The organism is Paraburkholderia sp. J12 (assembly GCF_905220215.1).
Classification (GTDB): domain Bacteria; phylum Pseudomonadota; class Gammaproteobacteria; order Burkholderiales; family Burkholderiaceae; genus Paraburkholderia.
Genome location: NZ_CAJMZC010000005.1, coordinates 375,055 through 398,117, shown reverse-complemented (window position 1 = coordinate 398,117; position 23,063 = coordinate 375,055). Strand labels below are relative to the sequence as shown.

The window sequence follows — 23,063 nt, the reverse complement described above, 5'->3', positions numbered from 1 at the left end:
TCGCCTGCAGTAACGTTTATTTTTCTGGTTATTCCTCTTCAGGCGATGCCGATGCTCCGGCATCGCCACACTGCTCAAACACCTTCGTAGAACTCGTAGGCGAACGTGAAGCGCCCGAGGACCGTCTCGGCCGCGTTGCGGTAAGCGGCGGTGTCGCCGAGCGAGACGCGCAGCACCGACGCGCCGCGCGCGCGAGTAATCACGTCGAGTGCCGCGACCTCGATGCCCGCCTCGCGCAACGCGAACGAGACCGCGTCGACGGCTTCGCGGCGCTTAAGTTCGGGCTTGAATATCTTGCCGACCCCCGTCAGCGGCATCGCCTCGACGATGCGGATGCCCTTCGGTATCGCCGCACGCTCGCCGACCGCCTCGGCCGCGAACGCGAGAAGCTCGTCTTCGGTCACCGTTGCACCGGGCTTCAATTGAACGTAGGCGACCGGCACCTCGCCCGCGTGTGAGTCGGGCCGGCCGACGGCTGCCGCGATCTGCACGGCCGGATGGCGATGCAACGGATCCTCGATGGCCGCCGGGTCGATGTTATGGCCACCGCGAATGATCAGTTCCTTCTTGCGCCCCGTCAGCCAGAAATAGCCCTGGGCATCGCGTCTCGCCAGATCGCCGGTGTTCAGCCAGCGCTTGCCGTCGCCGGCATCGAGCCACAGCCCTTCGTTGTGCTCGGCCTGCACATAGCCGGCGAACACGTTCGGCCCCGCGACAAGCAGGAGACCGGGCTCGTCGTCGCGACTGTCGCGCACGTAATGGCCGCTTTCGTCGACGATCACCGTTTTCATGTCTTGCAGCGGCAGCCGCAGGCCGATCGAACCGATGCGCCGCTCGCCCTCGGACGGATTGAGACTGCTTACGCACGTGCCTTCGGTCAGGCCGTAGCCCTCCAGGATGCGCACACCCGTGCGTGCCTCGAAAGCGCGAAAGACCTCGACCGGCATGGGCGCCGCGCCGCAAAACGCGAGCTCCAGCGAGCCGATGTCGTGGTCCTGCGCCGGCACCGAAAGCAAGCTGGCAAACAGCGTGGGCACGCCGCTGAAAAAATTGATGCGATAGTGCTCGACGATCGCCCAGAAGCGCGCGACGAGTCCCGGCGCACGATAACCTTGCGGCGTGCCCAGCAGCACGTGAGCGCCCTGCGAGAACGGCACGAGCCCGCTGCCGAGCACCGCATTCACATGGAACAGGGGCAGGCCGCAAAAGATGGTCTTGCCCGGCCCCATACTCCTGTCGTTGAAGCGGCTCACGCACCAGGCATTGACGACCTCGTTGCGGTGCATGCGCTTCGCGAGCTTCGGCAGTCCCGTCGTGCCGCCCGTGCAGAAGTATGAAGAAAGATCCTCGGGACTGAACACGCGGCCGCTGTCAAGCGCGTCGGGCGATTCGGCGGCGATCGACTCTCCGAACGCATGGACCTGCAGCGTTTCGGGCAACGCTTCCGCGATTTGCGCCGCGCGCCCGTCGGCACCGACGAGCACGAGATGCCTGAGGCAGCCGATCGTGTCGAGTTGAGCCGCGATCTTCGGCCAGAGTTCGTTGCCGGGAAAAGGCGCCAGCGTCACAAGCACGTCGGCGCGCGCCGCTTCGAGCAGCAGCGCAATGGCCTTGCCTTCGAGCAGCGGATTGATCGCGCAAACAATACCTGTCGCCTGGCCGCCCCAGATCACCAGGTGGGTCTCGGGCAGGTTCGGCAGCACATAGGCGATGACGGCGTCCTTCGTCAGCCCCAGGCGGTTGAAGAAGTTCGCCGTGCGCGTGATGTCCGCGAGCAGTTCGGCATAACGCCATGTGCGAGCCTGCTGGAAGCGCGCGGCATCGGCGAAGAACGTGAGCGCGGGCCCGTCGGGATCGATGGCCGCGCCACGGCGGATCATTTCATACGTGCTGACCGGCAGGTCGTCGGGCAAACCCTGCGCCTCGATGGCCTCGACGTCCGCCAGATCCGTCACTCTGCTCATGCTCCTTCCTCCACGACACGATTGCATTGCACACCCAGATCGATTGCGCCGTCATCGCTACGGATGCGCGACTCGACGACGTCCCCGGCACGCAGATATTGCGAACGCGCCGCCTGCATCTTCATGAACAACCGCCAACGCGTCGCCTCGGGCAGCAGCGCGGCCAGCCGCTGGCGGCGCGGCGACGGCACCGTGAGCGCGCAGCCCGCCGGCGTGCCGGTTGCAAGCAGATCGCCCGCGTTCAGGTCGTGGACGCCGGAAAGCTCGCTGAGCGTCTCGGCAAAACCGAACACGAGGTTGGCCGTCGAGTCCTGCTGGCGCACCGCGCCGTTCACCGTCAGCGTCAACCGGAGCCTGCCGAGTGCGGCCATCTCACGGCTTTCGAGCAGGCACAGATAAGGCCCGACTGGCCCGAACGTCCGGTAGCTCTTGCCCTTGTAAAACTGCATCTGCGGAATCTGGACATCGCGCGCCGAGTAGTCGTTGACGATCACCGCGCCCGCCACATAGTCGTGCAGATGCGCGTCGTCGATGCGGGTGCGCGCGCGAATATCGCGTCGCAGCACGAGGCCGAGCTCGATCTCGTAGTCGAGGAAGCGCACGTGCGCGGGCCGCACGAGATCGGCATCGGCCGCGACGATGCAACCGGGCGCCTTCGTGAAGATCATGTTGAAGGTCCTGGCATCGGGGTCCATGCCGGACTCGATCATGTGCTGGCGATAGTTCGCGCCCTGGCAGAGGAACTGCTGGCTCGCCGTCACGGGGGACAGCCACTGCACGTCCGCTTCGGCGATGGCCGGGCCGTCGAGCGAGGCGAGATCTTCGATTCGGTGAGCGCGGACGAACTCGCCGGTCGAGGCGAAATCGCCGGGGATCGGCGTAATCTGCCCATCCCGCACCACGCCCCAGCGGCGGCGCCCTTCATGCAGAAAATGGAGAATGTTCAACGACATCGATAGCTCAGCCTCGGCAAATCATCAAATGGTTCAGGCGAACAGTTTCGCCAGCGTCTTCAGCTTCTTCAACGACACGTCGGGACTGCGGCGCAGGTTGCGCCAAAGCGCGAGGATTGCCGGCAGCGTCATGCGCGGCTTGGTGAAGCTTTTGGGCATCGCCGGCCCCCATTGCGCCATCGCCTCGCGGCTGATCGCGTGGATGCCCGGGGGCCGGTCCGCAGTAAAGAGGTCGCCGTCGCAGTAATGCTCGTGCTTGTCGCCCTCGGCGTCGTGCCAGTAGTCGAATACCTGGCTGCCGAGGATGTGCCGGCCAATGCCCCACGCGTGCTTCCAGCCGCCCTGCTGCAACATGCGCTGCCCCATGCCCACGGCGTCGGCGTCCACGACCTCGAACGCGCTATGGCTATAGACGGCCGCAAAGCCCTGGGCCAGTGCGAGCGTGTGATGATCGGCAGGCGTGTCGCCCAGATCGAGCCGCATGAACGCAACGGCCGGCGAACCGTCGGGCAGCACCTGGACATCGCTCGGGATGAAGCCGAAGTGCTGGGTGTACCACGCGCAGGTCGCCTGGTAATCCGCGAGTTCAAGCACCAGATGGCCGAGCCGGATCACGTCGGGCGCGCAAACCGGCGGCCGCTGCGTGCCGTTGACGCGCACGACGGTATCGACCGAGTTGAACGGCAGCGGCGCGCGATGCGGCCACTCGATCACGGGCGTCTGGCCGCAGACGGCGTCGACGCGAAAGCCGGACGGATCGGTCAGCCGCACGCGCCATCCGCCGCCGGGCCAGGCGGACGACTCGACCGCCGATGCGCCGGGCAGCCGCGCAAGCGCGTCGAGTGCGGCCCGGTCGCGCACCTGCAAGCCGAAGCCGACGAACCGCGCGGCGCGCGCGCGACGCACGACGTAGCAGAACGGCGTAGCCGCCGTGCCGCGCAGGAATAATGCGTCGTCCGTGCGCGACACCGTGCGCAAGCCGAACTCGTCGAGGAAGCGCGCAGCGCGTTCGAGGTCGGGGCGATCGAAGATCAGATAGGCGAGCGCCGTCGCCTTCGTGGTCGGATCGGGGTGGCGCGCCGGTTGGGCGGTCGCGAGTTGCATGCAGAACATCTCCTGGTTCGGGCTAGACGAATTGTGCGTATTTCTTATTACGATAAGGATTGCAAAACGTATTTTCCGGCCCTCAATCACGGGAGCGATTCGCGCACGCCGCATCCGCGCGCGTCACCCTGCCTGTGTCTGTCGCCATGAACGCTGCGGGCGACTGCAATCGACGCCGGGCCGCTGCCCCGGATGTATACTTTGATGACTCGAACGAGCGTGCGATGATTTTATTGATAGATGTGTCATTATGACAAGACTATCGTTTTCACCAGGAAGTCCAATCGGGAACATGAACGAAGAACAGATTTCTCTCGACCATCGGCCACGCGTCGCCGCCGAGCGGCGCGAACGCACGCGGGCGAGGCTGATTGAAAGTGCGATGCTCGTTTTCGCCGACCGCGGCATGGGCGCCAACGTCATCCAGGAGGTGATCGCGGCCGCCGGTGTCTCGCAAGGCACCTTCTATAACTATTTCCGCTCGAATGAAGAGTTGCTCGAGGCCGTCGCGCAACAGCTCAACGACGAACTGATCCAGCTCATCGAAACAGAGGTGGACAGCTACAAGGACCCCGTACGGCGCGTCGCAAGCGGCGTGCGCATGTTCATGCATGCGGCGCGCGCGTATCCGTTGCTCGCACGCTTCATCTGCGTCGCCGGCCTGCGTTCGGCCGGCCCGGGCAGCCTGCTCCACGTGCATCTGCCGGTCGACATCGAGCAAGGGCTCGCACTGGGGCGCTTCAAGGGCGTCAGCGTCGAGGTCGCCGTCGACATCGTGGCGGGCACCACGCTCACGACGATCCTGCGCATGGCCACGTCGGACACTCCGTCGTCACAGCCGGAGCAGGCCGTCACCGCGATCCTTCACGGTCTGGGCATACCGCTGGCGCAAGCGCGCACACTCGTGCGCGCCCCCCTCGCGCCCATCAATGCGCCGCCTTCGTCGCTGCTCGAACGCGGCCGGACGAAGGTACCTGCTGAACGGGAGACAAAAAAATAGCGGTGCGGCACGCCTTTGTTGCGCAGTGCGCGCCCGGGCAGCGCAACGCCGGTCTCTCTTTCTCGCACATGTGCGCCCGACGTGGGGCAACGCTCAGGCGCTCAGGCGCCGATCAGGGTGCGGGCGCGCGCTGAAATGCGCGTTGCAGCATCCTTGACGGCTTCGACGAGGCTGTCGATATTCAGATATTTGAGCCGCGGATCGGGAACGACGATCGCCAGCGCGGCAACCGCTTCGCCCGGCTCCGAGAGAAAGATCGGCGATGCGATTGCACAAACGCCCGGCTCCAGTTCGCCGCGCGAGAGATAGAACCCCGCGCGCCGTATCTTGTGCAGCGTGGCGCGAAATGTTTCGAGTGAATCGCCCAGCCCGCCCGAAGCGATTTCGGCCGGATACTGTTCGAACAGCGCGGCGAGCTTCGCCTTCGGAAAGGTCGAAAGAATCGCTTTCGGCGCGGCGCCCAGAAAGAGCGGACGCGGCCGCCCGCGTCCGTAGCGCAGGTCCAGTGCGGCATCGAGCGTTTCCCGATGCGTATCGACGAGCGAGTCGCCATACCAGCGCGACATCACGGCATCGAATCCCGATTGCGTCACCAGCTCTCGCATGACTGGCTGGCCGGCCTTCAGTATCGGATCGGAAATGCGCAGATGGTAGTCGAGTGTAATGATGCGCGGGCCGAGCCCGTATTCGCCGCCGACGAAACGCAGCAGCATTCCCGACTCGACCAGCTCGCGCAAATAGCGATACGCGGTAGGCACCGAACAATCCAGTTCGCGCGCAACGTCTTCGACTGAAAGAAAAGGCCGGTCCTCCGTGAACAATTCGAGGATCGAAAGCAGTTTAGCAATGCTCGACAAAAGGCCGGTCTCCGTGCGCATGCAGATCCGGCCATTATACCGGCACGCCTGACGCGGCTTGCCGGTCCTCCCCGCGGCTCAATCAGCTTTCGAGCAGGCGCGGGAACAGCTTGAGCGCGTTGCCGCGCATGACCGCTGCACGCATCTCGCCCGCCAGAGCCGGGGTGCGGTCGAGCGCGTCGGTCAGCATGGCCATCCGCGCCGTCGGCGTAAAGGGCCAATCGCTCCCGTATAGCAACCGTGCCGAATCCGCGATCTCCAGCAATGCCGGAATGCCTCGCGGCACCGGAAAACCGGCGAGATCGAAGTAGAGCGTACGCAGATCGGCGAATACTTCCTCGGGCGAAGGGCGCCGCGGCAGATCGAGCACCGGCATTGAACCGACGACCCGGTCCACGACGAGCGGAAGCGCCGCGCCCGCATGGGGAACGATGAAACGAACCTCGGGATAGCGCGATATGACGCCGTTCAACAGAAGTTGCACGACCGCCCGCGTCGTTTCGAAGATGAATTCCAGCGTAGGGCGAGGATAGCCGAGGCTCGCGCCGTGACAACAAGGACAGGCCGGCGACGTGGGATGCAGAAACACAATGGCGCGACGCCGGTTCAGCTCTGCGAAAAGCGGATCGAGCCGCGCATCGCCGGGATACATGCCGTCGAAGTTGCTCTTGAGCACGATGCCGTCGGCGTGCAGCACATCGAAAGCGTGCTCGAGTTCCAGCAGCGCACCGTCGAGGTCGGGTAGCGGGAGCGATGCAAACAGTCCGAAGCGCCCGGGGTAATCGCGCACCGCCTGCGCACCTTCTTCGTTGACCATCCTCGCGAGGTCTCTCGCCGCCTCGGCGCTCCCGAAGTGAACGCCCGGTGAAGAGATGGACAACATCTGCGTCTGGACATCGACGCTATCCATGACGTCGAGCGCCTCGGCAACGCTCCAGCCCGGAAGAAACGGCATGCCGTCGGGATGAGCGTGACCTGCGGCGATCGCCGCTTCGCGGTATCGCGCCGGCAAATAGTGCGCGTGAACATCGATACGGCCACCGTTGTGCGTAATGCGTCCGGCCGTCAATGCTGCTTCATTTTCCATTTCCACCGCCTCCTTGATATTTTCAGCGTCTTGATAGTGACGAGGCTATCGCCGGATCAGTTGCAAACCAACGAGCTGTTCCCAGGTCAATTTCTGCATCTGATCTTCCCCTGTCGTCCATTCGCAATGCGATTTATGTCCTGTTGCAACCCATGCGTCTGGCCCGCTGGCCAAAGACATTGGCCGGTCTTAGACCGTGTGTAAACAAGCGCCCGGCGACGGGGCGGCCACTCCTGCCGTTGCACCGAGAATCGCCAGACTCTGCGCGACAAGACGATTAACCTCGCTTGCCGGGCCGTCGTGAATGAGCACGCGGTCGGGCCGCACAATCGCCACCCAGCCGAAAGGCACGCTACGCGGCAGGAACACACCGTCCAGATCCTCCCAGCCGCCCGCCTCCGCCCTATGCAGGCGCTGTCCGCGATGCATGACCTGCACGATGGATCCGCCCGCCGATGCGAACGCCGCCGCGAGGCCAGCATCGAGCGTCTGTCCGGCATCGACGCCGAATCCGATCAGGGCCAGCCCGGAGCCGAATACGTCATCGCTCAGGCATATCTGCCCCGCGGCGTTTCGCATCCATCCCTGAGGCACGACGCCGCCGCGCTGCAATTTCGATCCGGTTCGTCCGGTTCGATCGGCAATGAACAAGCCGCGTCGAAACACGTTTTTCGGCTTCATCTCCTGCTCGTCGAATCGACGCCGCAATATCGGCACGAACCGCGTAAGACGCATGATTCCGTGGATCAACAACGCCGCGACGGCATTGCGCGGCATGACCAGCCGGCCCATGAAGCGGGCGAAGTCGATCATCGCTTTCACGTGGGGACGGCGCTCGGCGTCGTAGGAATCGAGAATGTCCGGCGCCGCCCGTCCCTTGACCACCCACGCGAGTTTCCAGCCGAGGTTGGCCGCATCGCGCAAGCCAGCCACGAGTCCCTGCCCCACGAAAGGAGGCGTAATGTGCGCCGCGTCGCCAGCCAGAAATACGCGTCCCTTGCCAAAGGTTTCGACTGTCCGGGCATGAAAGCGATACACCGCTTTACGTTCGAGCTGGATATCGTCGAGACTGCCCCACGGGGCGAGTAATTCACGAATACGTTCGTCGGACTCCATTTCCTCGCGAGTCTCCCCACGACGCAACATGAACTCCCAGCGCTCACGCCCGCCTGGGGCCACCATATGCGGCGTCGGGCGCCGATAGTCGCAAATGAACTCGACGTGATCGATCGGACGCGGGACATTGCGCGCATCGACGACCAACCAGTCCTCGGCAAACGTCTTGCCGACGAACTCCTGGCCGCTCAGCTTGCGCACGAGCGAACTGGCGCCATCGGCGCCAATCAGATAACGCGCTCGCACCGAATGTCTTTCGCCCGCCGCCGTCTTGATCGTGGCAATCACCTCGTCCTGCCCGGCGACATAATTTTCGAGCGCAACGCCGGTCCCGATATGGACGTTGCTGCGCCCGGCCAGCATTTCACGCAGACGGCGCTCCAGTTGGGGCTGATAGAACGTCACGAGCTTCGGATGCCCATCCTGGCTGCCCATCGTATTCGCGCGGCCGAATTCCCCAAAGAACGGCGAGCGCATGCTGACATGCGGAATTGCCACGGTTTCGAGGTCGCGCTCGGTCATGCCGAGGTACTGCAGGATGCGCAGTGCCTCGTTATCCAGCGCGATAGCCCGAGGCGACATGTGAATCTCGCGTTCCCGGTCAATGACCAGCACTTGCAAACCGTAGGCCGCAAGCAGATTCGTCAGCGCTGCGCCCACCGGCCCGAAGCCGGCTACGAACACATCGACGACCGAAGGCAAACGAGCGAATTCCGATGCCGGCTCGCAAGGCGATCCGTCAACCCCGATGCTCGACTGAACCGTTTGATGCATGAAGTCTCCGTTTTTCTTACCGCGTCCGGGACCGTTTCGTTCCGGTCACAAAGCAAGGCTCATGTGGCGTCGCCAACGGCAGGGCTGGCCGCGACGACCCGGTTGACAAAGATTCCGGGAGTGACGACGGTTTCCGGATCGAGGCTGCCCAGCGGCACGATCTCGCTCACCTGCACGACGGTCAGCCGCGCGGCGGTCGCCATGACCGGACCGAAATTGCGCGCGGCCTTTCGATAGACGAGATTTCCGAAGCGATCGGCCTTTAACGCCTTGACGAGCGCCACGTCGCCGTGCAACGGCGTTTCGAACACATGGGGACGGCCATCGATCAGGCGTTGCTCCTTGCCTTCGGCCAGCTTCGTTCCATACGCCGTGGGTGTATAGAATCCCCCGATGCCCGCGCCCGCGGCACGCATACGCTCCGCCAGGGTTCCCTGTGGCACGACCTCCAGTTCGATATGTCCTGCACGATAGAGATCGTCGAACACCGACGAATCCGCCGTGCGCGGAAATGAGCAAATCATCTTTCGCACGCGGCGCGCTTTCATCAAGGCGGCAAGGCCACCGGTGCCGCTCCCGACGTTGTTGGACACAATCGTCAGATCACGGACACCCAGATCGAGTACGCCTTCGACCAGCTCGGTTGGCATCCCGGCATCGCCAAAACCACTCACAAGAATGATCGAGTTGTCCTCGATACCGGCAAGAGCCGTTTCGGTCGAATCAACGGTCTTGTCAATCAATTTTTCACTCCTAAACAAAATCATGCGACAAGGTTTAAATCAGTCCGTCTGAAAGCGCTCGATACCTTGCGCCCCGGGGCGAACCGGCGCCGTCTCCTTGATGGCCAGAACAATGCCCAGACCGACAACCAGTGCCCCGAACACCAGATAGAGCACCGAATGAATTCCGAAAAGCATTGCGAAATGTCCCCCGATTGCCGGCGCGATGCCGCCGCCAAACAGTTCGCCAACTCCAATGACGATGCCGGAGGCTGCTGTCGCGAGATGCGGTGGGACGGATTCGGTGCTGATCGGGCCAACCGTAAGCGTGATGAGGCTAAACAGGAAAAAGACCGCCACCGACAACAAGCCAAATAGCAGCGACACGTCCGACCCCGCATCAGAGAAGCAGGCGAATGCGATCAATTCGCCGAGCACGGAGACAATCAAGACAGGCTTGCGGCCCAACCGATCGGACAGTGCCGGCATGACGACCGTGCCAAGCGTTCCTCCCACGCCGGTCGCCGAGAGGATGAAGCCCATCTGCGCCAGGCCAATGTGCAAATAGTCGGTCAGGTAATTCGGCAAGAACGCCCCTACCACAGTAAACACGGTCACCCAGCACAGCATCGCCGCCATCGCCAGGCGCAGATTGCGGAAGCGCAGCGCATTTCTCCACGCGCTTCCCTCTTCGGGCGTTGCATGCACATTCGGCGACGAGGCAGGTGCCTTCACATTTACATTGCGCAGGACTTTCCACATCGGAATACAGAGCAGCAGACCGGGTATGGCCGCGATGACAAACATCGCGTGCCATGGAATCCAGCGGAGCAGCTGAGTAACGACGATAGGCGTGACGCACATTCCGAAGAACGGTGCGGCTGCTTGCTGCAAACCGAGGTTCCGCCCATACCGGCCGGGATGAGATGCGGCGAGCGTCGCCGTAATGCAGGCGGGTGCGTACGAGCCTTCCGCGAATCCCATGATTGCCCGAAAGACAAGCAGACTTCCGACACCCGTCGCGAGTCCGCTGATGCCGACGAACAGCGAAAAAATCAGCAACGCTGGAATGATGACCTTGCGATGCCCAAAGCGATCGGACAGTTGACCCGTCAGCAAAGCGGACGCGCCCCACGCCAGAGAGAGGACGCACGTGATGTAGCCGAGATCCCGGTAGTCGAGCCCCATGTCCTTCATCATTACCGGGAACATCGGCATGACGATGCCCCGATCGGCGCCTACGAGACCAAACCCGAGCGCAAGTAGCGTAACGACTCGCCATTCATACTTCGTGTCCCACTTTTCCAGCGCCGCGCTTCTCATACCGTCTCCGTGATTTTCCCGGCGCGAGTCTTCAACGCCGCCGCGTTAATTTGACAACATTGTCATAGTGACTGATACGCCAATTAAGTAGGGGAAACCCGCGACGCCGTCACAAGCTGGTCTGGAATCGGTGCAGCGACCTGAACGAGCAACGATGCCGCTCTTTATATAAAGCAGTCCTTATCTATCTGATCCAATAGGGCGAGGCAAGACAACGTACTACCTGAGCGGATCGAGCTTGCCCCGTTGCACGTCGTTCAACCGTCGATACGCATGAACGTTCCGCTTGCGTGCAAGACCTCCCGCTCGCCGGTTCGCAACGAGCAGTCGGTAAACACCATGCGCCGCCCCAGGCGCCGCACAAACGCGTGCGCTTCCAACCAGTCGCCGACGCGAGCGGAAGCCAGGAACTCCGTCGAGAGCGTGGTCGTAACGCTCGGCTGTCGATTCGCATGCGAAGTACTCGCGGGCTCCCCGGATTGCCGGCCGGAAGCCGCTAGTGCAAATCCGATGCACGTGCCCATCGCCGCGTCTGCCAATGTGACCAGCATGCCGCCGTGGGCCACGCCAAGGATGTTCGTATGCTGCTCCGCGATGCGCAGCGCGAAAACGGTCCTACCTTCCGGGACAGGTCGGGCGTACACCGCCCCCAACGAACTGAAATAGGGTCCGCCGTGCTCGAACAACCTGTAGCCTTCGGGAACGGACAACGCCTGCCCATCAGGCTGCGCCGGGTGAAGTCGGGATAGTTCGCTCATGGCTCCCATTGAAAATGACAATTTTGTCATTACGATAGTATCCGCAAAAACCAGCGCCGGCAACGTGATTTTTCAAGCGAAATCATCCGATTGAAGCGACGCACGCTCACGCGATCCCCATGCGGGCGGCCATTTCCTTTTCCCATTCGGCTCGCGGCCGAAAACCGGGCAGCTTGCGCGCATGGCACTCGACATCGGCGAGCAACGCTTCGTCGGAGAGCGCGAAATCCAACGGTACGCGCATCGGTTGGTCGACGTACCAGGGCGTATCGATGAAGATCTCCAGCCGGTTGCCCTCCGGGTCACACGCGTAGAACGAAATCGCATTGCCGTGCGTGACTGGCGTGATCTCCTGCATGCCCTCTTCCACGAAGCGCCGATGAAAGCGCTTGAGCGTTGCAAGGCTGTCCGCTTCGAACGAGATCTGGTTGATCGGATTGAACGGCAGCGTTTCGGGCCGCCCGCTCGCCAGCACGATCTGGTGATGGACCACCGGATCGCGGCTCAGGAAGACGAGATCGACTGCGCCGCGCGGTGTGGGCAACGTGCCGCGATCGGTGACGGTGAAGTCGAGCACGCGCGTATAGAAGTCTTCGACGCGCGCCATGTCGCTCACGTAGAACCCCATGTGGCTCAGAGAGAGTCCGAGGCGTTTGGCTTTCGGCAGAGTCATGCTGTCTCCAGTACTAGTGATAAACCCTGATAAAAAACGAGTTGTAGATCGCTCGTTTCATATTGTATTCTCAAAATACGATAAACACACCAAAAAATATCGTCGATCGATCTAGTGAAATTCAAATTTTTATCAACGGAGCATCATGAAACTCATCAGCTTTTCCACCCGTGAAGGTCAGTCGTTCGGTGTCGTGCAAGACGGTGCGGTATTCGATCTGAAGAAGCGTCTCGGCGGGCGCTACACCAGCCTCAAGGCATTGATCGCCGCCGGGGCATTCGATGAAGCGCGCCGTGCCGCGAGCGAAGGCACGGGCGATCATGCGCTGGCCGAAGTCGCGCTCGAGCCGGTCATTCCCGATCCACAGCAGATTTTCTGCGTCGGCCTCAACTACGCCGAGCATGTGAAGGAAACCAATCGCGAGACGACCGAGCAGCCCGTCATCTTCATGCGCGTGCCCGCGTCTCAGGTGGGTGCCGGCCAGCCGATGCTGCGTCCGCCCGAGTCGACGCAGTTCGACTACGAAGGCGAGATCGCGGTCATCATCGGACGCGGCGGCCGCCGCATCGCAGAAGCCGATGCGTGGAATCACATCGCCGGCTACAGCTGCTACAACGACGGCTCGATTCGCGACTGGCAGCGTCATACGGGCCAGTGGGGGCCGGGCAAGAACTTCTTTCGCACGGGCGCGTTCGGCCCGTGGATGGTAACGAGCGACGAGATCGGGCCGAACACGCTCATGACGCTCGTCACGCGCCTGAACGGCAAGGAAGTTCAGCGCGCGACCACGGAGATGCTGATCCACGGCATCGCGAAACAGATCGCCTATCTCTCCACCTTCACGCCGCTCTTCCCCGGCGACGTGATCGTGACCGGCACGCCGGGCGGTGTCGGCGCGAAGCGCAACCCGCCGCTCTTCATGAAGGCGGGCGACGTAGTCGAAGTGGAAGTCGACCGCATCGGCACGCTGTCGAATCCCGTCGCCGACGAGGCATAAGCAAGGCACGAACAAGGCATAAACGCGAAAGTGCCGCGCGCTTCGGAGCGCGGCGCTTTCGATCACGATTCAGACATGATTCAGGTAAATGTGATGAAGGATCTCGTCGAGCCGGCGCCGCGCACCGAGCCCGAGTTTGACGTCGCGGTCATCGGTTTCGGGCCGACCGGCGCCACGCTCGCCAATCTGCTCGTGTTGCGCGGCCTGAAGGTCGTCGTGTTCGAGCGCGACAAGGACATCTTCGCCCTGCCACGCGCCGTGCACTTCGACGGCGAATGCATGCGCGTGTTCCAAAGCATCGGCATCGCGCAAACCATGCTGCCCGATCTGTTCGTCGGGCCCGGCATGAAGTTCGTCAATGCACGCGGCGAGCTCATGATCGACTGGAGCCGTCCGCCGGGCATCGGCCCGCACGGCTGGTGCGCCAGCTACAAATTCCATCAGCCGGACCTGGAGCGCGCCTTGCGCGCGCAGCTCGGCCGGCATGGCGGCGCGGACGTGCGCCTGCGCCATGAAGTCTTCGCACTCGACGAGCACGACACGCACGTGCGCATCCGCTTCGAAGACACCGCGCAAGGCCGTCTTGCACAGACGACGGCGCGCTACGTGGTCGGCTGCGATGGCGCGCGTTCGACGGTGCGCCGCTTCATCGGCACCGAGCTCGCCGATCTGAAGTCGCACGAGCGCTGGGTTGTGGTCGACGTATTGCTCGAACGCGAGCGTGCGGATCTTGGCGACTATTCGATCCAGCACTGCGACCCCGAGCGCCCGACCACCTACACACGCGGCCCGCACAACCGCCGCCGCTGGGAAATCATGGTGATGCCCGGCGACGACGAACGCCGCATCGGCATGGCCGACTGGATCTGGGAGCGCCTTGCGCGCTGGATCACACCGGCCGATGCGCAACTCGAACGCTCGGCGATCTACACGTTCCATTCGGTAATTGCACAGGGCTGGCGGCGCGACCGGCTGCTGATCGCCGGTGACGCCGCGCATCAAACGCCGCCATTCATGGGACAGGGCATGGCCGCCGGCATTCGCGACGCGTCCAACCTCGCGTGGAAGCTCGCCGATGTCGTGCACGGTGCGATGCCCGAGACGCTGCTGGATACCTACGAAAGCGAACGCGAGCCGCACGTGCGGACGTTCATCGAGACGGCGGTGCAGCTTGGCCGCGTGATTCAGGCGACCGATCTCGATGAGGTGGCCGGGCGGGATCGTGAAATGACGGCGACCATCCGCGAATTCAAAACGCCCCAGCCGCGACTCGGCGTCGGTCTGCACGACGGCGAACTGGGCGGGCATGTCGGGCCACAGCCGTCGTTCGCGGACGGCTCACGCCTCGACGATGCCGTGGGCTATCGCTTCGCGCTCGTCGCCGAGGAACCGCTGGCGCTTCACGCACGGCGCATCGTGCCCGAGACGGCTCTCGAACGCATGGCGATCGTGCCGGCGGTCGACCCGGCCTTGCGCGAATGGCTCGCATCCATCGGCGCACGCGCGGCGATGCTGCGGCCCGACCGCTATATCGGCGGCGTGGCCAACGACGCGGCCGGCATGGAAACCCTGATCGCACGAACCGGCGCAATCTTCGTCGCCGGGCAGCGGCGCTGCAAAACTGCTTGAACGGCTTGATTTGCATGCAGGCCTGAATGCGGGCCTGCGTGACGAGAACAACACAATATCTGTCAGGAGAGACAATGGAGACAAAACCTTCGGGCGCCGGCGCGGCGTCCGCGACCGGCATGCCCGGTCTGAACCGCGCCCAATGGCGGATGATCCTCATCGCGAGTCTGGGCGGCTCGCTGGAATTCTATGATTTCGTGGTCTACGGCTTTTTTGCGCACTACATTGCGGCGAGTTTCTTCCCGGCCACCGATCAGCTCGTCAGCATGTTGCTGACGTTTTCCGTGCTCGCGATCGGCTATATCATCCGGCCGCTCGGCGGCATCGTGCTCAGCAGTCTTGGCGATCGCATCGGCAGACGCCCCGTGTTCATCGCGTCGATCGTCGTCGTGACACTGGCGACGATCTGCATCGGCCTGCTGCCCGACTATTCGCACTGGGGCATCGCCGCGCCGATCGCGCTCATCACGCTGCGGGTGCTGCAGGGCTTTTGCGTCGGCGGAGAAATGCCGGGCGCGATCACTTACGCCGTCGAAGCGGCACCGCGTCGGGCAGGTCTCGCGGCCGGCGTGATCGTTTGCGCGATCAATACCGGCGTCATGCTGGCGACGATCGTCAACCTCGTCGTACAGTCGACGCTATCGCCCGCCGAGGCCGCCGACTACGGCTGGCGCATCGCCTTCCTCACAGGCGGCCTGTGCGGCATCGTTTCGTATCTCCTGCGCCGCAACCTCGACGAATCGCCCGAGTTCAAGCAGATGCACGGCGCGGTGGTGAAGCAGCCGTTTCGCGAGACGCTGCGCCATCATCGCGGCGCCGTCGTGGCGGGCGCGCTCTCGATTGCGGTGATGGCCGGCTTCAACGGCGTGCTTTATGGCCATATGCCCGCGTATATCGTCGAGGCGCTGCACTACGCGCCACGCGAGGCAGCCATCGCACAGAACGCGTATCTGCTTGTCAGCTCGGCGGGATTGCTCGCGGCGGGCTGGGCCGGCGACTACGTGCCGCGCCGCTACTTGCTGCGGCTCTCGTGCGTGCTGCTCGCGGCACTGGCGTGGCCGTTCTACACAGCGCTCGTTGCTCATAGCGTGAACGTGGTCCTGCTGTTCGTGCTCGCCGCGCTGGTGTTTTCGCTCGCAAGCGGCACATGGGCATCGGTGCTCGCCGACTTCTTCCCCGTGCAGGTGCGCTTTAGCGGCATTGCGCTGGCCTATAACGTGTCCGTCGTCATATTCAGCGGCTTCGCGCCGCTGCTGTGCGCGATGTTCGTGCGCACGACGGGCTCGCTTGCGGCGCCCGCATGGTACGTGATCGGCTCGGCGCTGGTCACGCTCGTCGCCAGCCTCGCGATGCAGGCACCCGCGCGCGCCGCGCAGCCGGGCGCCGGTCTCACGCATATCGGCTGAAGCTCCGCATTACGCGTTGCACTGCGCCGGTGTGCCTCGGGCACACCGGCCGGTTTTCCTCGTCATCCCGTTCCGGACGGCCGCGTCGTGTCGGCCGCTCCATCCAGAGAGGCATTTCAAGTGAATCGCAAGCTTATTTGTGCGCTTGCCGCAGCATGGGTGATCCCGGCTGCCCACGCGCAAAGCAGCATTACGCTATTCGGTATTCTCGACGTCGGTGTCAGCTACGTGTCCAATGAAAACGGCGCGCACAACTTCATCGCGCAAGACTCCGTCTATACGCCGAGCCTTTGGGGTATCCGCGGCGTCGAAGATCTTGGCGACGGTTACAAAGCCATTTTCGAACTGCAATCGCAATTCTCTGTCGACAGCGGCGCAGGCGTGCCGACCCCTGACTTCAATCGCGGTGCGTATGTCGGTCTCGCGAAAGACGGTTTGGGCCGGATCACCTTCGGCCAGCAATACAACCTGCTGTTCGACTTCCTGTTCTTTCCGCCCGCGCGTCTCGACGGCACGTTCCTTTACGGTGGCCTCTACAACATGCGGCAAGGGCCATTCAGCGGGCTCGGCATTCCGCAGAATCCGACCGGCGCGCTCGACTTCGACCAGACCGCGGGAACCTCGCGCGTCTCGAATGCCGTGAAGGTGACATCGGCCTCGTTCAGCGGCTTTCGCTTTGGCGCGCTATACGGTTTCGGCGACACGGCGGGGAGTCTCTCGACGGACAACACGGTCGGCTTCGGCATGAACTACACGTTTGGCACATTCGGCGCAGGCGCGGCTTACAACGAAACGCGCTACGCGGCGCTGAACGACGGCCATGACGGCATCCGCAATATCGGCGTGGGTCTCGGCAATACGTTCGGCAATCTCTATGCGAGCATGCTCTATACGTACACGCACAACACCTTGAACGGAACGACTGCACAGGCCGCCCAGATCAGCGGCCTCTACTCCTTCAGCCCGTTCTGGCGACTCGGTGCGAATTACCAGTACATGAAGGGCAACGCCGCGCTCGATCACAACCAGGCGCAGCAGATCACGACGACGCTCCAGTACTCACTCTCCAAACGCACCCTGCTTTACGTGGAAGCCGCGTATCAATGGACCAATGGAGACGTTGCGGGAATGCACGGCGCGTGGATCGGCGGGCTCGATCCCTCCAGCTCGGACACGCAGTTCGTTGGTCGATTAGGAATGCAGACATTTTTCTGAGCGACTCGCTGGCGACCCATGTCGTTCCACGCATAGCGTATCCAGAGAAGGCGGCTGCCCCGGAACTTCCGGATGCGGCCGTCGCCGCATGCGACCGCCTTCCCTGGCTGGGGCTACCAGTTATGCTTCATCGCCACGCGAACGATCGTCTGATTGCGCGTCGACGATGGTGTGGCGCTATAGCCGATCACTGCGTCCACCCCTTCCGATGCGCGCATCCAGTCAAGCGAGGTATAGACTTCCGTGCGCTTCGAAAGCAGATAGTGGGCGGAGAGTGCGGCTTCGTGCCAGTGGTGATCTTCGAATGTCGAATACTGGTATCCCGCAATCAGGGTCATTGCGGGCGTGAGAAAGTAGCGCACGCCGGGTTCATAAACGCGCAACGACGAAGTCCGTCCGAATCCTTTGAATACCGTATCGCTGAAGTCGCCCGCAATCACCAGCGAGCCGAGCGTCCAGGACGCACCGATGCCGTATATCGACTGCGAATCGACCGGAAACCCCGTGGCCGAATAAAGGTCGTTCACGGCGCCGTTCGGTCCGACCGTCGCAACCGTCTGACCGAGCATCGAGGTCACGCCCATCGCTGCGTAGGGATCAATCGCCCCAAGCCCGCTGGGCGAATTCAGGCGCGTGTAATTGCCGCCTGCCGAAAACGCCCCCATCTGATAGCTGAAGCCCGTGCTCCATGAGCTGCCGTTATGAAAGTCGCCTGCGCGATTGCTGAATGCGTACATGCCGCCGACTATGAGCCCGTGATAGCTGTTGCTCACGAATTTGACAGCATTCTGCAGTCGCGCACCGCCCTGGCGGTCGAAGTTGCCAAGGTGCACGCCGTAGCCGCTTCCGTATGCCCCCGTATTAAATAGCCCGGTGAAGTCGAGAGCAAAGTCGTACTGAATGCCGAACGTGAGTGTGCCGAGCGAATTGCCGAGGCCGACGTAGGCCTGTCTGCCGAACAGCGCGCCCCCTTGGTTCAACTGCCCGGTACCCAGGTGGTAGCCGTTCTCCAGCACGAACAGTGCACGATTTCCGCCACCGAGGTCCTCAATGCCCTTGAACCCCAGCTCGTTCGGCTGATACGCGCCGTCCGCGAACTGCCATGCGTGCGAGCCGCCCGTATTGCTCAGAAAGTTGATCCCGGCATCGGCCGCCCCGTACAGGGTGATGCTGCTTTGCGCATGCACGCCCGCCTGTACGAATAGCCCGGTCACGCCTGCAAGCCACCATTTCCTTTTCATCGCCACACTCTCCAATCCTGATTGACATCGCATGCCATGTCGGCGCTTTGCTTTGAACTACTAATCGTCAAGGTCATCCTCGGGAATTCGTGGTGACCGTCTGTGGCGTTGCCCCACCTGGCCCGCGCGCCTCCCGAACTGCGCCGGCCACCGCCTTCCCCCGTCTTGCCGAGGTCAAGTGCTGCCTCACCCGAAACCTCATAAGAATCGTGTAATTCGCACTTTTATTGACCGAACGGGCATTACGGAATATGCTTTGGTCATAAACGTGTGGAAATCAGTGTAAACCCGCTCAATACGCAAGCGAGACACGAACGCCCGTTCGGTTTCGTTCGCATGCGACGAAAAGGAGAGAAGATGCCCCGATGTCCGAAACGCCGCGATGGCGGCACACGCAACGGTCGCGCCCCGGAGGCACACTTATGACCGCGCTACCTCCAGGGCCGCACTTTCGCCTCGACGGCGCGCGGGCACTCGTCACGGGCGGCAGCAGCGGCATCGGCTTCGCCGCCGCCGTCGCGCTCGCCCGTAGCGGCGCGCACGTCACGCTCGCCGCGCGCCGGCAAGATCCGCTCGACGTTGCCTGCGAGGCGCTGCGCGCCGAGGGTCATGCCTGTGAAACGCGGCTGCTCGACGTGACCCTTTCCGCGGACGTCGATCGCGTCGTCGGCGACCCCGGCGCGCCGCCCTACGACGTGCTCGTGAACAACGCCGGAACAAACCGGCCCAAGCCGCTAGTCGAAACCCGCGACGAAGACATCGACGTCGTGCTCGACGTCAACGTGAAAGCGATGTTCTACGTCGCGCGCGCGTTCGCGCGCCGCCTGCTCGCTGCACAGCAACCCGGCACGATCGTCAACGTCTCGTCGCAGATGGGGCATGTCGGCAGTCCGCGCCGCACGCTCTATTGCGCGAGCAAGCATGCGATCGAGGGCATGACGAAAGCGCTCGCCTGGGAACTCGGGCCGGCGGCCATTCGCGTCAACACCCTGTGCCCTACCTTCATCGAGACGCCGTTGACGGCGGGCATGCTCGACGACACGGCGTTTCTCGATTGGGCCAGCCAACGCACGGCCCTCGGCCGGATCGGACAACTCCACGAAGTCATGGGCGCCGTGGTATTTCTCGCGTCATCCGCCTCGAGCCTCGTCACAGGCAGCGCGCTGATGCTCGACGGCGGCTGGACCGCTGCATGAGCCCACAGCAAAACGCCTGCGATGTACCGCAATCCACGCCTGCCGACCCAGCCATGACGACCCGCCCTCTTCCCGCCGATTTCAGCCTGCGCGCGCGCCTCGCCAACGGGCCGCGCCTGCGCGGCGTATTCAACGCGTTGCCGAGCCCCGCGATCATCGAGATGTGCGGCTATGCCGGCTTCGATTTCGTGATCATCGACAACGAGCACGGCAGCGCCGATTACGGCACGACCGAACACATGCTGCGCGCCGCGCGCGCGAGCGGCATCGCGCCCGTCGTGCGCTGCTTCGAACGCGATCTGGCGCGTCTGCTCGACATGGGTGCGGGCGCGGTGCAGATTCCGATGGTCGAAACCGCCGAGCAGGCGCGCCGCCTCGCCGCAGCCGTGCGCTACCCGCCGCTCGGCACGCGCGGCTGCGCGTTCAGCCCGCGCGCGGCGGGCTACGGTGCCTTCGGCGGCAGCGCGCACGTCGAGCGCAGCAACGCCGGTATCGCACTCGTGGCGATGATCGAAACACCGCTGGGCGTGGCGAACGCCACGGCAATCGCTGGCGTGGAAGGCATCGATGCGGTGTTCGTCGGCCCGAACGATCTCGCGCATGTAATGGGCCACGGCGGCAACTGGGAAGCGCCCGAAGTGCGTGCGGCGATCGAGTCCGCGCTCGCCGCAATCGTCGGCGCGGGCAAGTGTGCGGGCATCGTCGCACTGACGCCGGACGAAGAGGAGCGGTACGCCGCGCTCGGCGCGCGCTACTTCGCGAATGTCACGACAAGCCTGATTACCCGCGCCTTGCGCGAAGCCGCGACGGGCCAGGCACAACGCGCGAGCTACTCGTGAGCACGAGCGCACGCGACACCGCCGCTACGCGTCCCGCCATCGTGCTGCTGCCCGGCACCCTCTGCGACAACGCACTATGGGAGCCGATGCTCGGCGCGCGGCCCGCGCTTCGTGCGCGCGCGATCGCCCTGTCCTATGCGGGCGCGCGTAGCGCGCGCGAGGCGGCGAGCGCGCTGTTGCCGCATCTGCCCGCACGCTTTGCCGTGCTCGGCTTTTCGCTGGGCGGCTTCGTCGCGCTCGAACTTGCGCACGCCGCGCCCGAGCGCGTCGCGGGCCTCGCGCTCGTCGCGACCAACGCGCGACCGGACCTCGCCGACAATGCGGCGCGCCGTCGTGCGGCCGTAGCCACCGCGCGCGAGCGCGGGCTCGGCAACTACGTGCGCGAAAAACTCTGGGCGCAGTACGTAGCGCCTTCGCGGCTACACGACGATGCACTGGCCGCGCCTATCCTCGCGATGGCCGCACGCACCGGTTTCGGCACCTTCGAAGCGCAAACTGAAATCGCCATCTCACGCGCCGACAGTCTGCCGCGTCTTGCCGCGATGCGCATGCCGTCGCTCATCGTCAGCGGACGTCACGACGTCATCAATCCAGCGGACCGCCAGCAGGAGCTCCACGCCGGCTTGCCCGGTTCGGTGTGGCGCGTGTGCGAGACGGCGGGCCATTTCGTGCCGCTCGAAGCGCCGGCCGAACTGGCGAATTTCGTCGAGACGTGGCTCGCGCGCGTCGACGCCGCCGTCGCGCGAATCTGATGCCCTCACCCCTGCGCGCGGCGTGCCGTCTCAGTGCCACCGCCGCGTGCGCGCAACCGCATCGGCAAAACGGGCCCGGGCCTCGCCGACGAACGCCGCACTGCGGCTCGGCTCGTACACCGTCGCGTCGCCCTCGCGCGGCGGCAGCGCGATGCCGGCGCCGCGCGCGGCAAGCGACGCGCAACCGTACGCGGTCAGTTCGTGAAACCGCTGCGTGACGACCGTGCGCTCCAGCATGTCGGCGAGGAACTGCACGAAATAGCGGTTCTGCGTGAGACCGCCGTCAACCGAGATCCGGTCCGCGACGCCCACGTGCGCGCGCATCGCCTCGATCACCTCCACGGCGCTCAGCGCAATGCCTTCGAGCAGCGACTGGCAGAGATCCGCACGTTGCGTCGAAGCATGCATGCCGATCCACATCGCCCCGGCGCTGCGGTCCCAGTGCGGGCACGCCAGTCCCGAGAGCGCGGGCACGAACGTCAGTCCGCGCGAGATCGCGGCGGGCGCCGCGAATTCGGCGATCTCCGATGTATCGCCAAAAAGCCCCAGACGCGCGGCCCACTCGACAGCCGAACTCGCGTCGTACACACCGCCGTCGACCGCGTAGGCAAGCTCGCCGTCGAGATGCCATGCGACGGTGGGCAGCAGGCCCTGCTCGGGCGCGCGCACGATCGACGCCCCCGTGAGCGCGAGCGCGAACGCGCCGGTGCCGAACGTGATCTTCGCGTCGCCCGGCGCGCGGCAACCGTGACCGTAGAGCGCCGCCTGTTGATCGACGATCGAGGCGCTCAGGCGCGCGCGCCCGAGCCAGCCGAAGTCGCCCACGCTCTCGCGGATTTCGGGCAGCGTCTCGATCGGCACTCCGAACAATTCGCACAGGTCCGGGTCCCACTGCCCGCTCGCGAGATTCATCAGGGACGTGCGTGACGCCGTGGTCGTGTCGGTGACGAAGCGGCCCGCAAGGCGGTCGAGAAACCATGCGTCGGTCGTGCCGAGGCGCAGCCGTCCCGCGCGCAGCGCGGCGCTCACGCCGGGCTGATGCTCGACCAGCCAGCCGAGCTTCGCCGCCGAAAAGTAGGCGTCGAGCGGCAAGCCCGCGCGTTCGAGCGTCAGCGCTTGCGCCCCTTGCGCGCGCAGCGCCTCGATGTGCCCGGCGGTGCGGCGGTCCTGCCAGACGATGACGTCCGAGAGCGGCGCCTTCGTGACGGCGTCCCAGGCGAGACAGCTTTCACCCTGATTGTCGATGCCGATCGCGTCGACGTCCCCCGCTGCCGCGAGGCAAGCTTCGATGTTGGCGAGCAGCTCCTGCGGGTCGTGCTCCACCCAGCCGGACTGCCGATGATGCTGGGCGTGACGGACCGCGTGTGCGATCGACATCGTGCCATCCTCGTTGACGACGAGCACCCGTGTGCTCGTCGTGCCCTGATCAATCGCTGCAACTCGCTTCATGCCTGTTC

General features: G+C 64.0%; 20 protein-coding genes. 8 read left to right on the top strand and 12 right to left on the bottom strand.

Annotated features, from left to right (window positions below):
* Positions 1–74: 74 nt before the first annotated feature.
* From U5760_RS14850 to U5760_RS14840, 3 genes are read right to left on the bottom strand one after another with little or no spacing between them, the layout of a single operon-like run.
* Positions 75–1,964, bottom strand: coding sequence for an acyl-CoA synthetase (locus U5760_RS14850; RefSeq protein WP_322012756.1), 1,890 nt, complete (start codon positions 1,962–1,964; stop codon positions 75–77).
* Entirely contained in the window at positions 1,961–2,917 is a 957-nt protein-coding gene (locus U5760_RS14845; protein WP_322012754.1) for a fumarylacetoacetate hydrolase family protein, read from the bottom strand. Before U5760_RS14845 ends, U5760_RS14850 begins: the two co-directional genes overlap by 4 nt.
* Before the next feature lie 33 nt (positions 2,918–2,950).
* Complete coding sequence (locus U5760_RS14840) at positions 2,951–4,021, bottom strand: VOC family protein (protein ID WP_322012752.1); 1,071 nt, start codon at positions 4,019–4,021, stop codon at positions 2,951–2,953.
* Between the two features lie 292 nt (positions 4,022–4,313).
* Between U5760_RS14840 and U5760_RS14835 the strand changes: the two genes are divergently transcribed.
* Positions 4,314–5,021 carry a TetR/AcrR family transcriptional regulator gene (locus tag U5760_RS14835; RefSeq protein WP_322012751.1) on the top strand — a complete coding sequence of 236 codons (708 nt, stop codon included), beginning with the start codon at positions 4,314–4,316 and terminating at the stop codon, positions 5,019–5,021.
* Between the two features lie 101 nt (positions 5,022–5,122).
* On the opposite strand, the gene U5760_RS14830 is transcribed toward U5760_RS14835, so the two are convergent.
* The 7 genes from U5760_RS14830 to U5760_RS14800 form a co-directional block, all read right to left on the bottom strand.
* The gene (locus U5760_RS14830) at positions 5,123–5,878 is read right to left on the bottom strand and encodes an IclR family transcriptional regulator (protein WP_322012828.1); all 756 of its coding nucleotides are present in this window, start codon (positions 5,876–5,878) and stop codon (positions 5,123–5,125) included.
* A gap of 82 nt (positions 5,879–5,960) precedes the next feature.
* Complete coding sequence (locus tag U5760_RS14825) at positions 5,961–6,965, bottom strand: amidohydrolase family protein (RefSeq protein ID WP_322012749.1); 1,005 nt, start codon at positions 6,963–6,965, stop codon at positions 5,961–5,963.
* A gap of 189 nt (positions 6,966–7,154) precedes the next feature.
* Positions 7,155–8,855, bottom strand: a complete 1,701-nt coding sequence (locus U5760_RS14820) for a bifunctional 3-(3-hydroxy-phenyl)propionate/3-hydroxycinnamic acid hydroxylase (RefSeq protein WP_322012747.1) — start codon at positions 8,853–8,855, stop codon at positions 7,155–7,157.
* Between the two features lie 59 nt (positions 8,856–8,914).
* Entirely contained in the window at positions 8,915–9,598 is a 684-nt protein-coding gene (locus U5760_RS14815; protein WP_322012745.1) for a 3-oxoacid CoA-transferase subunit A, read from the bottom strand.
* 39 nt (positions 9,599–9,637) lie between these two features.
* On the bottom strand, positions 9,638–10,900 hold the full coding sequence (locus U5760_RS14810) for an MFS transporter (RefSeq protein ID WP_322012743.1): 1,263 nt from the start codon (positions 10,898–10,900) through the stop codon (positions 9,638–9,640).
* 257 nt (positions 10,901–11,157) lie between these two features.
* Positions 11,158–11,658 carry a PaaI family thioesterase gene (locus U5760_RS14805; protein ID WP_322012742.1) on the bottom strand — a complete coding sequence of 167 codons (501 nt, stop codon included), beginning with the start codon at positions 11,656–11,658 and terminating at the stop codon, positions 11,158–11,160.
* 106 nt (positions 11,659–11,764) lie between these two features.
* Positions 11,765–12,331: a VOC family protein gene (locus U5760_RS14800; protein WP_322012740.1), complete on the bottom strand. Its 567-nt coding sequence runs from the start codon at positions 12,329–12,331 to the stop codon at positions 11,765–11,767.
* 145 nt (positions 12,332–12,476) lie between these two features.
* Between U5760_RS14800 and U5760_RS14795 the strand changes: the two genes are divergently transcribed.
* The 4 genes from U5760_RS14795 to U5760_RS14780 all read left to right on the top strand — a co-directional run bounded on the left by U5760_RS14795 (position 12,477) and on the right by U5760_RS14780 (position 17,578).
* On the top strand, positions 12,477–13,328 hold the full coding sequence (locus tag U5760_RS14795; protein ID WP_322012739.1) for a fumarylacetoacetate hydrolase family protein: 852 nt from the start codon (positions 12,477–12,479) through the stop codon (positions 13,326–13,328).
* A gap of 75 nt (positions 13,329–13,403) precedes the next feature.
* Complete coding sequence (locus U5760_RS14790; protein WP_322012737.1) at positions 13,404–14,957, top strand: bifunctional 3-(3-hydroxy-phenyl)propionate/3-hydroxycinnamic acid hydroxylase; 1,554 nt, start codon at positions 13,404–13,406, stop codon at positions 14,955–14,957.
* 74 nt (positions 14,958–15,031) lie between these two features.
* Entirely contained in the window at positions 15,032–16,363 is a 1,332-nt protein-coding gene (locus U5760_RS14785; protein ID WP_322012735.1) for an MFS transporter, read from the top strand.
* A 120-nt stretch (positions 16,364–16,483) separates the two neighbouring features.
* The gene (locus tag U5760_RS14780) at positions 16,484–17,578 is read left to right on the top strand and encodes a porin (protein WP_322012733.1); all 1,095 of its coding nucleotides are present in this window, start codon (positions 16,484–16,486) and stop codon (positions 17,576–17,578) included.
* A gap of 113 nt (positions 17,579–17,691) precedes the next feature.
* Here the strand turns inward: U5760_RS14780 and U5760_RS14775 are convergent, their stop codons facing one another.
* On the bottom strand, positions 17,692–18,819 hold the full coding sequence (locus tag U5760_RS14775; RefSeq protein WP_322012732.1) for a porin: 1,128 nt from the start codon (positions 18,817–18,819) through the stop codon (positions 17,692–17,694).
* Positions 18,820–19,241: 422 nt separating this feature from the next.
* Here U5760_RS14775 and U5760_RS14770 point away from each other — a divergent pair, with 422 nt between their 5' ends.
* The 3 genes from U5760_RS14770 to U5760_RS14760 are packed head-to-tail and all read left to right on the top strand — an operon-like array spanning position 19,242 to position 21,606.
* A complete protein-coding gene (locus U5760_RS14770; protein WP_322012730.1) occupies positions 19,242–20,015 on the top strand; it encodes an SDR family NAD(P)-dependent oxidoreductase in 774 nt (257 codons plus the stop codon).
* Between the two features lie 53 nt (positions 20,016–20,068).
* On the top strand, positions 20,069–20,854 hold the full coding sequence (locus tag U5760_RS14765; protein WP_322012728.1) for an HpcH/HpaI aldolase family protein: 786 nt from the start codon (positions 20,069–20,071) through the stop codon (positions 20,852–20,854).
* Positions 20,851–21,606 (top strand): alpha/beta hydrolase, encoded by a 756-nt coding sequence (locus U5760_RS14760; RefSeq protein ID WP_322012726.1) that lies wholly within the window; start codon positions 20,851–20,853, stop codon positions 21,604–21,606. The genes U5760_RS14765 and U5760_RS14760 overlap by 4 nt, the downstream gene beginning before the upstream one ends.
* Positions 21,607–21,636: 30 nt before the next feature.
* Here the strand turns inward: U5760_RS14760 and U5760_RS14755 are convergent, their stop codons facing one another.
* Positions 21,637–23,055 carry an FGGY family carbohydrate kinase gene (locus U5760_RS14755; RefSeq protein WP_322012724.1) on the bottom strand — a complete coding sequence of 473 codons (1,419 nt, stop codon included), beginning with the start codon at positions 23,053–23,055 and terminating at the stop codon, positions 21,637–21,639.
* Positions 23,056–23,063: the final 8 nt, after the last annotated feature.

Bases quoted from the DNA above. Each gene is read 5' to 3' on its own strand.
- U5760_RS14850 (WP_322012756.1), bottom strand. From the start codon at position 1,964: ATGAGCAGAGTGACGGATCTGGCGGACGTCGAGGCCATCGAGGCGCAG.
- U5760_RS14845 (WP_322012754.1), bottom strand. From the start codon at position 2,917: ATGTCGTTGAACATTCTCCATTTTCTGCATGAAGGGCGCCGCCGCTGG.
- U5760_RS14840 (WP_322012752.1), bottom strand. From the start codon at position 4,021: ATGCAACTCGCGACCGCCCAACCGGCGCGCCACCCCGATCCGACCACG.
- U5760_RS14835 (WP_322012751.1), top strand. From the start codon at position 4,314: ATGAACGAAGAACAGATTTCTCTCGACCATCGGCCACGCGTCGCCGCC.
- U5760_RS14825 (WP_322012749.1), bottom strand. From the start codon at position 6,965: ATGGAAAATGAAGCAGCATTGACGGCCGGACGCATTACGCACAACGGT.
- U5760_RS14820 (WP_322012747.1), bottom strand. From the start codon at position 8,855: ATGCATCAAACGGTTCAGTCGAGCATCGGGGTTGACGGATCGCCTTGC.
- U5760_RS14810 (WP_322012743.1), bottom strand. From the start codon at position 10,900: ATGAGAAGCGCGGCGCTGGAAAAGTGGGACACGAAGTATGAATGGCGA.
- U5760_RS14805 (WP_322012742.1), bottom strand. From the start codon at position 11,658: ATGAGCGAACTATCCCGACTTCACCCGGCGCAGCCTGATGGGCAGGCG.
- U5760_RS14800 (WP_322012740.1), bottom strand. From the start codon at position 12,331: ATGACTCTGCCGAAAGCCAAACGCCTCGGACTCTCTCTGAGCCACATG.
- U5760_RS14795 (WP_322012739.1), top strand. From the start codon at position 12,477: ATGAAACTCATCAGCTTTTCCACCCGTGAAGGTCAGTCGTTCGGTGTC.
- U5760_RS14790 (WP_322012737.1), top strand. From the start codon at position 13,404: ATGATTCAGGTAAATGTGATGAAGGATCTCGTCGAGCCGGCGCCGCGC.
- U5760_RS14785 (WP_322012735.1), top strand. From the start codon at position 15,032: ATGGAGACAAAACCTTCGGGCGCCGGCGCGGCGTCCGCGACCGGCATG.
- U5760_RS14775 (WP_322012732.1), bottom strand. From the start codon at position 18,819: ATGAAAAGGAAATGGTGGCTTGCAGGCGTGACCGGGCTATTCGTACAG.
- U5760_RS14770 (WP_322012730.1), top strand. From the start codon at position 19,242: ATGACCGCGCTACCTCCAGGGCCGCACTTTCGCCTCGACGGCGCGCGG.
- U5760_RS14765 (WP_322012728.1), top strand. From the start codon at position 20,069: ATGACGACCCGCCCTCTTCCCGCCGATTTCAGCCTGCGCGCGCGCCTC.
- U5760_RS14755 (WP_322012724.1), bottom strand. From the start codon at position 23,055: ATGAAGCGAGTTGCAGCGATTGATCAGGGCACGACGAGCACACGGGTG.